The organism is Thermobifida halotolerans (assembly GCF_003574835.2).
Classification (GTDB): Bacteria; Actinomycetota; Actinomycetes; order Streptosporangiales; family Streptosporangiaceae; genus Thermobifida; species Thermobifida halotolerans.
Map to the genome: position 1 here is coordinate 256823 of NZ_CP063196.1, position 13294 is coordinate 270116.

A 13294-nucleotide genomic window follows, 5' to 3' on the forward strand; every position below is an offset into this window, starting at 1 on the left:
ACACGTCGCCGGATGTCACTGCCGCGACATAGTGTCACCCTCACCATGAAGAAGAAGGCACCGACCCAACAGGGGTTTCCCGTGGCAGCTGCTGATCGAGACAAGGCTCTTGAGACCGCACTCGCGCAGATCGAGCGCCAGTTCGGCAAGGGCACCATCATGCGCCTCGGCGACGACAACCGCCCGCCCATCGAGTCGATCCCCAGCGGGTCCATCTCCCTGGACGTGGCTTTGGGAATCGGCGGCATCCCGCGCGGCCGGATCGTGGAGATCTACGGTCCGGAGTCGTCAGGGAAGTGCCTCACCGCCGACACCTACGTCTGGACCGACCGCGGTCTTGAGACCGTCGCCGAGATCTTCGAACGGGCCGGGCTGCCGGTCTCCTGCACCAGCCGCGTCACCGACGTGCGCGACAGCGGCATCCGGGTCGTCAACGAGAGGGGTGAACTGGAGCAGGTCGCCGCGCTCACCCACAACGGGCGCAAGCCGGTGCTGCGCGTCACCGTCTCCTCCGGACGCCAGGTCACGGTCACCCACAACCACCCGCTGCGCGTCATGAACGACGACGGCCACATCGTCTGGCGCGAGGCCGGGGAGCTCCGCGAGGGCGACGTGCTCGTCTCCGCCGGATTCGGCGCGGTGCAGGCCGCCAGCGGCGGCGGCCTCAGCGAGGACGAAGCGGTCTTCCTCGGCTACCTCACCGCCGAGGGCAGCCTCGGCTCGCAGACCTCCATCCGCTTCACCAACGGCGACCCCGAGGTCGGCGCGGAGTTCACCGCCCTGGCCGAGTGGCTCCTGGGTGCTGAGGTCAAGACCTACCAGGGCAGAAACCGCGTCGAGTACGTCATCCCGGGCAAGGCGGTCCGCGCCGGACTCGCCGAACGCTACGGCCTCGACTACGTCGGCGCCGCCGCCAAGCGGGTCCCGCACGCCGTGCGCACCGCGGGCGACAAGATGCAGCGCGCGTTCCTGTCCGCCCTCTACGAGGGCGACGGCTGGATCGACGACTCCTCCTCCATCGGCCTGGGGACCGCCTCGGAGCAGTTGGCCCGCGACGTCCAGCAACTGCTCTACGGACTGGGCATCCCCGCCGCCCTCTACCGCGAGTACAACCAGACCTACGAACGGAACCACTGGAGCGTCATCGTCAATCCCTCGGCGGCGCACCGGTTCCTCAACGAGATCGGCTTCCGCTCCGCACGCCGGAAGGCCCAGGTCGAGAAGAACTTCCGGCTCTCGGTCGGCGGCCCGCGCGTCGAGGACATCCCGAACATCACCGGACTGGTCCGCGCGCTGCGCGACACCGTCGGCGGCGACCGCGACTTCGACGAGATCGCCGGAGACCTGTTCGGCGACACCGGCCTGTCATGCAGCCGCGACCGGCTGTTCCAGATCATCCGCTGGGCCGAGAACCGCCCGCACGAGGTCTCCGCGGCCGCCGAGGCGCTCCTCACCCACCTCAGACAGCTCGCCGCCGCACGTTACAGCTACGAGCCGATCACCGCCGTCGAGGACGCCGGGCGCCAGCCCACCTTCGACCTCATGGTGCCGCGCACCCACAGTTTCCTGGCCAACGGCATCCTGTCGCACAACACCACGGTCGCACTGCACGCCGTGGCCAACGCGCAGCGGGCCGGGGGAATCGCCGCCTTCGTCGACGCCGAGCACGCGCTCGACCCCTCCTACGCCCGCAAGATCGGCGTCAACACCGACGACCTGCTGCTGTCCCAGCCCGACACCGGCGAGCAGGCGCTGGAGATCGTCGACATGCTGGTCCGCTCCGGCGCGATCTCCATCATCGTCATCGACTCGGTGGCCGCGCTCGTGCCGCGCGCCGAGATCGAGGGCGAGATGGGCGACAGCCACGTCGGCCTCCAGGCCCGCCTGATGTCCCAGGCCCTGCGCAAGATCGCCGGTGCGCTCAGCCAGACGAAGACCACCGCGATCTTCATCAACCAGCTCCGTGAGAAGGTCGGCGTCATGTTCGGCTGCGCTTCCTGGGATACCCGGGTGACGCTGGCCGATGGTACGCAGGAGAAGATCGGGAAAATCGTCAGCCAGAAGATGGACGTCGAGGTCCTCTCCTACGACCCCGATCTGGGCAAGATCGTCCCCAAGCGGGTGACGAACTGGTTTGACAATGGTCCAGCGGAAGAGTTCCTGCACTTCAGGGTGGAACGTGCCGGAGGCGGGACCGGACGCGGTGAGGCCTCGATGGACTTGACGCCCAATCACCTGGTTCGCACTCCTGGAGGATGGCGAGAAGCCCAGGAGATCATGGTTGGTGATCGAGTCATGCTCGCCCAGCCTCACCTGCTGAGCCGGACGCAGCAACAGGTGGTCCTGGGGTCCCTCCTGGGAGACGGGAATCTCTCCGCTCCGATCCGCTCCGAGGCCGAGAGCGCGAGGTTCCGTATGGGGCATGGAGCCCAACAGGTCGACTACCTGGCCTGGAAGGTCTCTATGCTGGAGAACATCCCCCACTCCCTGACGGAGGACAAGAAGGATGCCGTCTTCGCGGATTTCACTCCTCTTGCTGAGTTGGGTGAACTGCGCAAGACGGTCTACTTCGGTGATGGAAAGAAGCACATCACTTCTGAGTACCTGAAGGCGCTAACCCCGCTGGCGCTGGCCGTGTGGTACATGGACGGCGGTTGCTTCGCCCTTCGCTCCGGGGAGGGCCAGGAGCGTACCAGGGGAGGGACCGGACGCATCGAGATCTGTGTGGAGGCGCTGAGCCCAGGGTCTCGGCAGCGAATCGCTGAGTACCTGAGGGATGAGCATGGCCTCGATGTGAAGCTCACCGAGCGCGGTGCACAGAAGACCAGTGTCCTCAGCTTCAACACTCGTGCAACCGAGGAATTCCAGGAGTTGGTCGCTCCTTATGTCCATCCCTCCATGGAGTACAAGCTCCTTCCGAGGTTCCGAGGGAAATTCAAGGTGGAGCCTGAGTTCGTCGAGCCCGAACTCCACCCGGTGCCCGCCAGGGTGCTGAGCGTCACGAGGAAGGCCGACCACCAACGGAGGGGGCGGTTCGACATCGAGGTCGAGGGCTCCCACAACTATCTGGCTGACGGAATCGTCGTCCACAACAGCCCTGAGACCACTTCCGGCGGGCGGGCACTGAAGTTCTACGCCTCCGTGAGAATGGACGTCCGCAGGATCGAAACCCTGAAGGACGGTACGGAAGCCGTTGGAAACAGAACTAGGGTGAAGGTTGTAAAGAACAAGGTGGCGCCGCCGTTCAAACAAGCGGAATTCGATATTTTGTACGGTGTCGGAATTTCCCGTGAAGGCGGTCTGATCGACCTCGGGGTCGAGCACGGCATCGTGCGCAAGTCCGGGGCCTGGTACACCTACGAGGGAACCCAGCTCGGCCAGGGTAAGGAGAACGCGCGCAACTTCCTGCGCGCCAACCCCGACATGGCCAACGAGATCGAGAAGCGGATCAAGGAGAAGCTGGGCGTGCCCACGGGCGACGACAGCGCCGCCGGTGGGGCCGCGAAGGACGACGCCAAGGACGCCAAGGACACGAAGGCGGCCGCGCCGACCGCGACCGCGGCCAAGCGCACCACCCGCAAGGCCGCCGCCGCTGCCGCCACCACCGCCGAGCCGAAACCGACGACCCCGGGTGCGAATGCCTGACGGGCACGGTCGGCACGCAGCGGAGCAGACGGGTCCTCCGGAGGGCGGCGACGCCCGCCCGGAGGACCCCGAGGCCCGGGCGCGGGCGATCTGCCTGCGGCTGCTCACCCACGCCCCGCGCACCAGGGCGCAGCTCGCCGAGGCGCTGCGGCGGCGGGGGATTCCCGACGAGACGGCCGAGGCGGTGCTGGGCCGGTTCGGTGAGGTCGGCATCGTCGACGATGCCGCCTTCGCCGGGGCGTGGGTGGACTCCCGGCACGCCGGACGCGGGCTGGCGCGCCGTGCCCTGGCGGTGGAACTGCGGCAGCGCGGCGTCCACGAGGACACGGTGCGCGAGGCGGTGGCGGAGCTCACCCCGGAGCAGGAGGAGGCCACCGCGCGCCGCCTGGTGCGCCGCAGGCTCGCGGCGACGCGGGGCAGGAGCACCGAGGTGCGGGTGCGCAGGCTCATGGGGATGCTGGCGCGCAAGGGGTACCCGGCTGGTCTGGCCTATCGGCTGGTCCGTGAGGAGTTGGAGGCCGAGGGCGTCGAGGTGGAGTTCGACGTCCCGGACGACGTGTGAGCGGGGTTCCTCCCCGTCCGGTGCGGTTGCCCGAGTATCACCATTCCCTTTAATCCCGCGCGGGGTGAGTTAACCCGCCTGTTCGACGGGTAGCCCTATCCAGACGGACGAGGCGCGGAAAACGCGCGCTGGAGCTGTTCGGTCGGCCGCGGTCGGTGGTCGGACCGGACCGGGCGCGGTGGGGGGGTAGCTCCATGGACGGCGTGGCCGACCTTGTGGTCGTGGCACTCCTCGTGGCGCTGATCGGTCTCCTCGTCGGTGGTTTCCTCCTGTCCAGGACGCGGGTTCGCGAGATCGTGGAGGAGGCGCGGCACCAGGCCGACCGCATCCGCGCCGACGCCGAGCAGGAGGCAGCGCGCCGCGCCGACGCGGCGGCGGCCGAACAGGAGCGGATCCGGACGGGGCTGGAGGAGCGCCAGGCCGAGCTGGAGCGCCGGGAGCAGCGCATCGCCGTCCGGGAGCGCCGTTTCGACGGGGAGCTGCGCCGGTTGGACGAGGCGCGCCGCCAGGCCGACGAGCGGGCGGCCCGCCTGGACCGGCGGGAGGCCGAGTTGTCGCGGCTCGCCGAGGAACGGCGGGCCGTTCTCGAACGGACCGCGGCGTTGAGCGCGGAGGACGCCAGAGCCGCCCTGGTCGCCGAGGTGGAGAACCAGGCGAAGCGGGAGGCGGCCATCCTGGCGCGGGACATCGAGAGGGACGCCCGGAAGAACGGTGAGGCGCGTGCCCGCAAGATCATCACGTTGGCGATCCAGCGGTTGGCGAGTGAGCAGACGAGCGAGTCGGTGATCTCGGTGGTCCACCTGCCGGGGGACGACATGAAGGGGCGGATCATCGGCCGTGAGGGCCGCAACATCCGGGCGTTCGAGATGGTCACCGGGGTCAACCTGATCATCGACGACACTCCGGGGGCGGTGCTGCTGTCGTGTTTCGATCCGGTGCGTCGGGAGGTGGCGCGGCTCACCCTGGAGCGGCTGGTCCTGGACGGGCGGATCCATCCGCACCGGATCGAGGAGGCCTACGAGGTCAGCCGTCGCGAGGTGGACCAGTTGTGTGTGCGGGCGGGTGAGGACGCTCTGGTGGAGGTCGGTGTCTCCGACATGCACCCGGAGTTGGTCACGTTGCTGGGGCAGTTGCGGTACCGCACCTCCTACGGGCAGAACGTGCTGGCGCACCTGGTGGAGAGCGCCCACCTGGCGGGGATGATGGCGGCCGAGTTGGGCATGGACGTGCGGCTGCTGAAGCGGTGCGCGCTGCTGCACGACATCGGCAAGGCGTTGACGCACGAGGTCGAGGGCAGCCACGCGATGATCGGGGCGGAGATCGCGCGTCGGTACGGCGAGTGCGAGGACGTGGTGCACGCGATCGAGGCGCATCACAACGAGGTCGAGGTGCGCACGGTGGAGGCGGTGCTGACGCAGGCCGCGGACGCGATCAGCGGGGGGCGGCCGGGGGCGCGGCGCGCGTCGCTGGAGTCGTACGTGGAGCGGTTGCAGCGGATGGAGGAGATCGCCTACGCCAACGAGGGCGTGGAGAAGGTCTTCGCGATGCAGGCGGGGCGGGAGATCCGGGTGATGGTGCGGCCCGAGGCGGTGGATGACGTGCAGGCGCAGGTGATCGCGCGGGACATCGCCAAGCGGGTGGAGGAGGAGCTCACCTATCCGGGGCAGATCCGGGTGACGGTGATCCGGGAGTCCCGCGCGACCGAGACGGCTCGCTGAGTTGTCCGGGTCCGGTCCCGGCGGGGCGGGACCGGCGGGGCGGTCAGGAGTCGCCGGTGGGGTCGGTGATGTCGATGGGGGGTACTCCGGGCGGGGTGAAGCCGAAGAACACCTTGCAGTAGAAGGCGAGTTCCTTCTCCAGGGCGGTGGTGACGGTGTCGGCTCTGCGGAAGCCGTGGCTCTCCCCTTCGAACTCCACGAGGGCGTGGGGGATCTTCTGTTCGTGGAGTGTGGCGGCGAGGGCGCGGGCCTGCTCGGGGGGCACCACGGGGTCGTCCGTGCCCTGCAGGAGGAGTACGGGGACGGTGATCTCGGCGGCCCGGTTGATGGGGGAGCGTTCCCGGTAGGTGGAGGCGTATCCGGGGAGCGCGCCGATGAGGGTGTCGAGGTAGTGCGATTCGAAGTCGTGGGTTTCCTGGGCGAGGCGGAGCAGGTCGGTGACGCCGTAGTAGGAGACGCCGCAGGCGAAGACGTCCTGGGTGAGGGCGAGGAGGGTGGTGAGTCCGCCCGCGCTGCCGCCGCGGATGGCGAGTCGGGTGGGGTCGGCGATGCCCTGGTCGACGAGGGATCGGGCGGCGGCGACGGCGTCTTCGACGTCCACGACGCCCCACTGGCCGTTGAGGCGCTCCCGGTAGGAGCGTCCGTAGCCGGTGGAGCCGCCGTAGTTGACGTCGACGATGCCGATGCCCCTGCTGGTGAAGTAGGCCTTGTGGAGGTCGAGGGCGCTGGTGGCCGCGCCGGTGGGGCCGCCGTGGACCCAGACCACGTAGGGGGCGGGGCCTTCGCCTTCGACTTCGGGGTTGGTGGGCGGGTGGACGAGGGCGTGCACGGTGGTGCCGTAGCGGCCGGACAGGGTGGTGGCCCGGGGGCGGGGGAGGTGGTCGACGGTGGGGACGCGGTCGAGGGAGCGGCGGAGGACGGTGGTGGCTCCGGTTTCGGGGTTGAGGCGGACCAGGCTGGCCGGTTCGGTGGGGGACGCGGCGATGCCCACCACGGTGGTGCCGTCGCTGGCGAGGGTGTGCCAGGTGGTGTAGGGGGTGGTGAGGGGGGTGAGGTCGGCGGTGGCGGGGTCGTGGCGACCGACGGTGAGGTCGGCGTGGCCGTGGAGGGTGACGATCTGGCCGTTGTCGAGGACGCAGAACGGGGTGAGGCCCAGTTGCCAGGGGGCGGGGGTGAACTCGGCCTCGTCGGGGAAGAGTGCCAGGGCCTGGCCGTGGAGCCTGGTTTCGTACAGGTTCCACCAGCCGGGCCAGTCGGACAGGAAGTAGAGGGTGTCGTTGTCGCGCCAGCGGGGGGCGAGCACGGATTCCTTGATGCCGCCGCGGAGGATGTGGGGCCCGGTGACCGGTCCGGTGTCGGGGAGGTCGCCCACGCGCAGTTGGGTGCCGGTCCAGGGCATGCGGGGGTGGTCCCAGGAGATCCAGGCGAGTTTGGTGCCGTCCGGTGAGGGGGCGGGGGAGGCGAAGAAGTCGGCTCCGGTGACGAGGACGCGTATCGCGGTGGGGCTGTCGGCGGCGCGGCCGGACAGGGGGACGGAGACGATGTCGCGGGTGACGGTGGTGTCGCCGTGGCTTTCGCGGACGCAGATGAGGTGCTTGCGGTCGGGGGCGAGGACGGGGTCGGCGTAGCGCAGGGCGGCGGGGGCGGCCGGTTCGGGGGTGAGGGGGCGGGGTTCGCGGGCGTCTTTTTCCAGCAGGTAGAGGCGCTGGTCGGTGAAGTTGGCGAAGACGACGCCCCAGCGGGTGAGTGCCTTGTCGTCGCGGCGCGGTACGGGCAGGTGGGAGCGTCCTCCGTATTCGTGGACGCGGGTGCGGGCGTTCCAGGGGGCGGGCAGCAGGTCGGTGACGGTGCCGTCGGCTGCGCGGTGCATGACGGTGGTGCGGCCGTCTTCGTCGGGGCGGGATTCCTCCCACCAGGTCTCGTCTCCGACCACGGAGGGGAAGCCCAGGCGGTTGGCGCCGCGGGCGGTGTCGGCTGCGGCGATGGGGGAGGACCAGCTGCCGTAGGGCAGGATCACACGTTCGGTCATGGTGTGCTTGCTTCCCGGGCGTTGGGTGGGGAGGTGAAGGTTAACAAGACCTTAGTGGCAGGTGGAGGGTGGTGGCGGCGATCAGGGCGGGGGGAAGAGGACGAGCCCCGCCGTCCACGGGGAGGGCGAGGCTCGTCGTGCCGGACCGGGGCCGGTCAGGGGGTTTTGTCGGGGACGTCCGGGTCGCCGGGGGCGGTGTGCCGGGCGGACAGGAGGGCGGAGTTGGCGACGGGCGGGGAGGTGCGCTCCCGCGGTTTCCTCCTGCCCTGGGCGTTGCGCCGTTCCAGCCAGATCGCCAGGCGGCTCAACGAGATGTTGATGGCGATGTAGATGAGCGCGCAGATGATCGCCGCGGGGATCACGTTGCTGTAGCGGGTGCCGATCAGGGAGAAGCTGCGCAGCAGTTCGGGGAAGGCGACGATGTAGCCGAGCGCGGAGTCCTTGAGCAGGACGACCAGTTGGGCGACGATCGCGGGCATCATGGAGCTGACGGCCTGGGGGATCAGGATCAGCCACATGACCTTGGTCTTGGTCATGCCCAGTGAGTAGGCGGCCTCGGCCTGGCCCTTGGGCACGGCGTTGATGCCGGCGCGGAACACCTCGGCGAGCACCGATCCGTTGTACAGGGTGAGGCCGGTGACGACCGCGGCCAGCGCGGAGACCTGGAAGGTGCCCGGTGTCATCAGGGGGAGGCCGAGCATGGTGCGGACCTGGTTGACCGCGAGGGGTAGCGCCATGGTGAAGAAGATCAGCATGAGCAGCGGGATGCCGCGGAAGAACTCCACGACGGCGCCCGCGGCGACGCGGATCCACGCGTGTTCGGAGAGCCGGGCGATGCCGAAGAACAGGCCGAACACGATGGCCAGGACCGAGGCGGTCAGTGCGGCGGTCAGCGTGTTCTGCAGACCGGGGATGACGTAGTCGGTCCAGGTGGCGGGGTCGAGGAAGGGCTGCCACTTGTCCGCGGCCCACTGGCCGTCCGGGTTGACCGCCCACGCCTGGGGGCTGGTCAGCGGGGGCGCGCCCGCGCCGAGGGTGCGGTTGAAGCCCAGGTAGACCACGGCCAGCACGGTGAGGAAGCCCAGCACCGTGAGGGCGGTGTAGACGGAGTGGCGGACGCGGGCTCTGGGACCGGGAGCGTCGAAGAGGACCTGCTGCGCGCTCATCGGACCACCGCCATTCGCTTGCTGAGCCAGCCGAAGAAGTATCCGATTGGCAGGGTCAGGACGAGGAAGCCGACCGCGAAGCCGACGAAGGTCGGCAGGACCGGTGCGATGCCCTGGTCGAACATCAGCTTCATCTGCCGGGAGGCCTCTTGGACGCCGAGTCCGGCGACGGACGCGACGGTGGTGTTCTTGGTGAGGGCGATGAGGACGCTGCCGAGCGGTCCGATGACGGTGCGCAGTGCCTGCGGGATGATGATGAGGCGCAGGCTCTGGGTGAAGGTGAGGCCGAGGGAGCGGGCGGCTTCGGCCTGGCCCGGGGGAATGGTGTTGATTCCCGCGCGCAGCGATTCGGAGACGAAGCAGGAGGTGTAGGCGGACAGTCCGATGACCGCCCACCAGAACACGTCCCAGGCCACGGTGCCGGAGAGGCTGAGTCCGAGGGCGCTGTTGAGGCCCAGTCCGCAGAAGAGCAGGACGAGGGTGAGGGGGGAGTTGCGGATCGTCTCCACGTAGGCGGTGGATATGCCGCGGAGCAGGGGGATGGGGGAGACCCGCATCCCGGTCAGCAGGACGCCCAGGACGAAGGAGAAGAGGGCGCTGAAGAAGGTGAGCCGGACGGTCCAGGAGAAACCGTCGAGGACTTTGTCGATGTTGTCGAAGAAGGCTTCCATCGATCCCAGCCGGTTGGGGCCCGGGCCGACGGGGCGGTGTGCCCCGTCGGCCGGGACGGGCGTTCAGGGCTACGCGCAGCCGTCGAGTTCGGGCTGCTCCTCGGCGTAGGCGAAGCCGGTCTCGCCGAAGGCCGTGTCGAGGTACTCCAGGGTCTTGCCCTCTTCCCACATCTTGGTGATGGCCTCGTTGACCTGCTCACACATCTCGGTGGAGCCCTTGGGCAGGCCCACGCCGTAGCGTTCCTCACCGAAGGGGTTGTTCACCATCCGGTAGGACTCGGGGTTCTGGGCGGCGAATCCGGCGAGGATGGTGTTGTCGGTGGTGACGGCGTCGACGGTGCCGTCGGCGAGCAGTTGCATGCACTCGGAGTAGTTGCCCGCCTCGCGGAGCTCGGCGCCGATGCCCAGGCCGCCGTCCTCCTCGCTGTCGACGATGTTGTTGGCGGAGCGGGAGCCCGAGGCGGAGCACAGCACCTTGCCTTCGAGGTCCTCGGGACCGTTGATGTCGGTGCTGTCGGAGGCGACGATGATGTCCTGCTGGGCGACGTAGTAGGGGCCGGCGAAGTCGACCACGTTCTTGCGCTCGTCGGTGATGGAGTAGGTGGCGACGACCATGTCGACGGTGCCCTGCTGGAGGAACGTCTCGCGGTTGGCGGAGGCGGCCTCGGTCCATTCGATCTGGTCGGGGGAGTAGCCGAGTTCACCGGCGATGTAGGTGGCGACATCCACGTCGAAGCCGACCGGGGCGTCGCCTTCGAGCAGGCCCAGGCCGGGCTGGTCGTACTTGACGCCGATGGTGATGGTGTCGCCGCCGCCTTCGCCCCCTCCTTCGCCTCCTCCGCCGCCGCCGCCGACGTCGGCGGTGCCGCATGCGGTGAGGGAGAGGGCCAGGGCGGACGCCCCCGCGAGGGCGATGCTGGTGCGACGGATTCGCATGGTGGTCAACCTCTTCTTCTTTTTTCGGGTGCGGAGAATCTTCGATGGCTGGTGGGGCTAGTGGGTGAGGATCTTGGAGAGGAAGTCCTGGGCCCGCTCGGAGCGGGGGTTGGTGAAGAACTCGTCGGGGGTGTTCTCCTCGACGATCTGGCCGTCGGCCATGAACACGACCCGGTTGGCGGCGCGGCGGGCGAAGCCCATCTCGTGGGTGACCACGATCATGGTCATGCCTTCCCGGGCCAGGTCGGTCATGACGTCGAGGACCTCCTGCACCATTTCGGGGTCGAGGGCGGAGGTCGGCTCGTCGAAGAGGATCACCTTGGGATTCATCGCCAGGGAGCGGGCGATGGCCACGCGCTGCTGCTGTCCGCCGGAGAGCTGGGCGGGGTACTTGTTGGCCTGTTCGGCGATGCGGACCCGTTCCAGAAGTTCCAGGGCGCGCACGGTGGCCTCGGCCTTGGGGACGCCGAGGACCCTGGTGGGACCGAGGGTGATGTTCTCCAGCACGGTCTTGTGCGAGAACAGGTTGAACGACTGGAACACCATGCCGACGTCACTGCGCAGTCGGGCCAGGGCGCGTCCTTCGGCGGGGAGTGGCTGGCCGTCCAGGAGGATGCGGCCGCTGTCGACGGTTTCCAGTCGGTTGATCGTGCGGCACAGCGTGGACTTGCCCGATCCCGAGGGACCGATGATGACGACCACCTCGCCGGCGTTGACGGAGAGATTGATGTCGCGAAGTACGTGGAGTTCGCCGAAGTGCTTGTTGATGTTCTCCAGCACGACGAGAGGAGTATCGGTCATGGGATCGGAACCTAGTGCGCCCGGGGGGGTTTGTCACCAGGGAAGGGGTGCGGATCAGACGGAGTGGCAGACTTGTTATCCCCAAATCCGCAGAAATGTTACGTTTGAAACCTGGAATCGGTGGTCTCTGTCGCGCCGGTCACATGATCGGTGGTCGTCGTGGCCGGTTCCGGTCACCCGGTGAGGTCGGCGGTTCTGCGGGGTAGGAGTTAACGACTAGCCTGGACGGGTGAGCCAGAGTCGTACTTACCAGGTGCGGACCTACGGCTGCCAGATGAACGTCCACGACTCCGAGCGGCTCTCCGGCCTGCTGGAGGACGCGGGGTACCAGCGGGCAGCCGAGGACGCCACGCCGGACGTCGTCGTCTTCAACACCTGTGCGGTGCGTGAGAACGCGGACAACCGCCTCTACGGCAATCTGGGCCATCTGCGGCCGGTCAAGGATTCCCATCCGGGGATGCAGATCGCGGTGGGCGGGTGCCTGGCGCAGAAGGACCGAGGGGAGATCGTGCGCCGCGCTCCCTGGGTGGACGTGGTCTTCGGCACGCACAACATCGGCTCGCTGCCCGTGCTGCTGGAGCGTGCCCGTGTGCGGCGCGAGGCGCAGGTGGAGATCGCCGAGTCGCTGGAGACCTTCCCCTCGACGCTGCCGACGCGGCGCGAGTCGGTCTACGCGGCCTGGGTGTCCATCTCGGTGGGCTGCAACAACACCTGCACCTTCTGCATCGTGCCGGCGCTGCGCGGCAAGGAGAAGGACCGCCGTCCCGGGGACATCCTGGCCGAGGTGCGCGCGGTGGTGGCCGAGGGCGCGATCGAGGTCACGCTGCTGGGGCAGAACGTCAACGCCTACGGGTCGGAGTTCGGTGACCGGCAGGCGTTCTCCAAGCTGCTGCGGGCCTGCGGTGAGGTGGAGGGCCTGGAGCGGGTGCGGTTCACCTCCCCGCATCCGCGCGACTTCACCGACGACGTGATCGCGGCGATGGCGGAGACCCCCAACGTGATGCCGCAGCTGCACATGCCGTTGCAGTCGGGTTCGGACCGGGTGCTGCGGGCCATGCGCCGCTCCTACCGGTCCGACCGGTTCCTGCGGATCGTGGAGAAGGTGCGGGAGGCCATGCCGGAGGCGGCCATCAGCACCGACATCATCGTGGGATTCCCGGGGGAGACCGAGGAGGACTTCGCCGAGACGTTGAAGGTGGTGGAACAGGCGCGGTTCGCGCACGCCTACACCTTCCAGTACTCCAAGCGTCCGGGTACTCCGGCGGCGTCGATGGACGACCAGGTGCCCGCGGAGGTGGTGAAGGAGCGCTACCAGCGGCTGCTGGAACTCCAGGAGCGCGTCTCCGAGGAGGAGAACGCCAAGCAGGTGGGCCGCGAGGTGGAGGTGCTGGTCGCCGAGGGCGAGGGCCGCAAGGACGACGTGCACCGCCGCATGTCGGGGCGGGCCCGCGACAACCGGCTGGTGCACTTCGCGGTGGACGAGGGCCTCGCGGTGCGCCCCGGCGACATGGTGACGGTGGAGGTGACCTACGCGGCGCCGCACCACCTGGTGGCCGACTCGGGGGTGCGTGCGGTGCGGCGGACCCGCGCGGGCGACGCCTGGGAGGCGCGCAACGCTCCCGCCGAGCACTCCTCGGGCGTGCTGCTGGGCATGCCGAAGCTGGGCGCGCCCGATCCGCTGCCGGCGGCGACGGGCGGCTGCTGCGACGCCTGACCCCTGGTGACGTGGGGGTGGTTCCGGCGAGGCCGGAGCCACCCTTTCTGCC

9 protein-coding genes and 2 pseudogenes are annotated in these 13294 nt (G+C 68.9%); 6 read left to right on the forward strand and 5 right to left on the reverse strand.

Annotation, left to right across the window (positions count from 1 at the left end):
* Positions 1-81: 81 nt before the first annotated feature.
* The 5 genes and pseudogenes from NI17_RS24585 to rny form a co-directional block, all read left to right on the forward strand.
* Positions 82-1590: pseudogene (locus tag NI17_RS24585) on the forward strand (LAGLIDADG family homing endonuclease); the annotation flags it as partial.
* A gap of 6 nt (positions 1591-1596) precedes the next feature.
* A pseudogene (locus NI17_RS24590) lies at positions 1597-2853 on the forward strand (intein-containing recombinase RecA); the annotation flags it as partial.
* A gap of 45 nt (positions 2854-2898) precedes the next feature.
* On the forward strand, positions 2899-3645 hold the full coding sequence (locus NI17_RS24595) for a hypothetical protein (protein ID WP_424565561.1): 747 nt from the start codon (positions 2899-2901) through the stop codon (positions 3643-3645).
* Positions 3638-4207, forward strand: a complete 570-nt coding sequence (recX, locus tag NI17_RS01110) for a recombination regulator RecX (RefSeq protein WP_068687805.1) — start codon at positions 3638-3640, stop codon at positions 4205-4207. The genes NI17_RS24595 and recX overlap by 8 nt, the downstream gene beginning before the upstream one ends.
* A gap of 203 nt (positions 4208-4410) precedes the next feature.
* Complete coding sequence (rny, locus tag NI17_RS01115) at positions 4411-5925, forward strand: ribonuclease Y (protein ID WP_369974929.1); 1515 nt, start codon at positions 4411-4413, stop codon at positions 5923-5925.
* Between the two features lie 43 nt (positions 5926-5968).
* Here rny and NI17_RS01120 read toward each other — a convergent pair whose 3' ends face one another.
* The 5 genes from NI17_RS01120 to NI17_RS01140 form a co-directional block, all read right to left on the reverse strand.
* Entirely contained in the window at positions 5969-7954 is a 1986-nt protein-coding gene (locus NI17_RS01120; protein WP_068687807.1) for a S9 family peptidase, read from the reverse strand.
* Between the two features lie 155 nt (positions 7955-8109).
* On the reverse strand, positions 8110-9120 hold the full coding sequence (locus NI17_RS01125; RefSeq protein ID WP_084012354.1) for an amino acid ABC transporter permease: 1011 nt from the start codon (positions 9118-9120) through the stop codon (positions 8110-8112).
* Positions 9117-9791 carry an amino acid ABC transporter permease gene (locus NI17_RS01130; RefSeq protein WP_068687808.1) on the reverse strand — a complete coding sequence of 225 codons (675 nt, stop codon included), beginning with the start codon at positions 9789-9791 and terminating at the stop codon, positions 9117-9119. The genes NI17_RS01125 and NI17_RS01130 overlap by 4 nt, the downstream gene beginning before the upstream one ends.
* A gap of 69 nt (positions 9792-9860) precedes the next feature.
* Positions 9861-10727, reverse strand: coding sequence for a glutamate ABC transporter substrate-binding protein (locus NI17_RS01135; RefSeq protein ID WP_068687962.1), 867 nt, complete (start codon positions 10725-10727; stop codon positions 9861-9863).
* 57 nt (positions 10728-10784) lie between these two features.
* Complete coding sequence (locus NI17_RS01140; RefSeq protein WP_068687809.1) at positions 10785-11528, reverse strand: amino acid ABC transporter ATP-binding protein; 744 nt, start codon at positions 11526-11528, stop codon at positions 10785-10787.
* A gap of 253 nt (positions 11529-11781) precedes the next feature.
* On the opposite strand from NI17_RS01140, the gene miaB reads away from it, so the two are divergent.
* The gene (gene miaB, locus NI17_RS01145; RefSeq protein ID WP_267887159.1) at positions 11782-13242 is read left to right on the forward strand and encodes a tRNA (N6-isopentenyl adenosine(37)-C2)-methylthiotransferase MiaB; all 1461 of its coding nucleotides are present in this window, start codon (positions 11782-11784) and stop codon (positions 13240-13242) included.
* Positions 13243-13294 lie beyond the last annotated feature (52 nt).

What these genes read in the sequence shown, in the direction of transcription:
- NI17_RS01120 (WP_068687807.1), bottom strand. Translation starts at nt 7,954, where the DNA reads ATGACCGAACGTGTGATCCTGCCCTACGGCAGCTGGTCCTCCCCCATC.
- NI17_RS24595 (WP_424565561.1), top strand. Translation starts at nt 2,899, where the DNA reads ATGGAGTACAAGCTCCTTCCGAGGTTCCGAGGGAAATTCAAGGTGGAG.
- NI17_RS01125 (WP_084012354.1), bottom strand. Translation starts at nt 9,120, where the DNA reads ATGAGCGCGCAGCAGGTCCTCTTCGACGCTCCCGGTCCCAGAGCCCGC.
- recX (WP_068687805.1), top strand. Translation starts at nt 3,638, where the DNA reads ATGCCTGACGGGCACGGTCGGCACGCAGCGGAGCAGACGGGTCCTCCG.
- NI17_RS01140 (WP_068687809.1), bottom strand. Translation starts at nt 11,528, where the DNA reads ATGACCGATACTCCTCTCGTCGTGCTGGAGAACATCAACAAGCACTTC.
- NI17_RS01135 (WP_068687962.1), bottom strand. Translation starts at nt 10,727, where the DNA reads ATGCGAATCCGTCGCACCAGCATCGCCCTCGCGGGGGCGTCCGCCCTG.
- NI17_RS01130 (WP_068687808.1), bottom strand. Translation starts at nt 9,791, where the DNA reads ATGGAAGCCTTCTTCGACAACATCGACAAAGTCCTCGACGGTTTCTCC.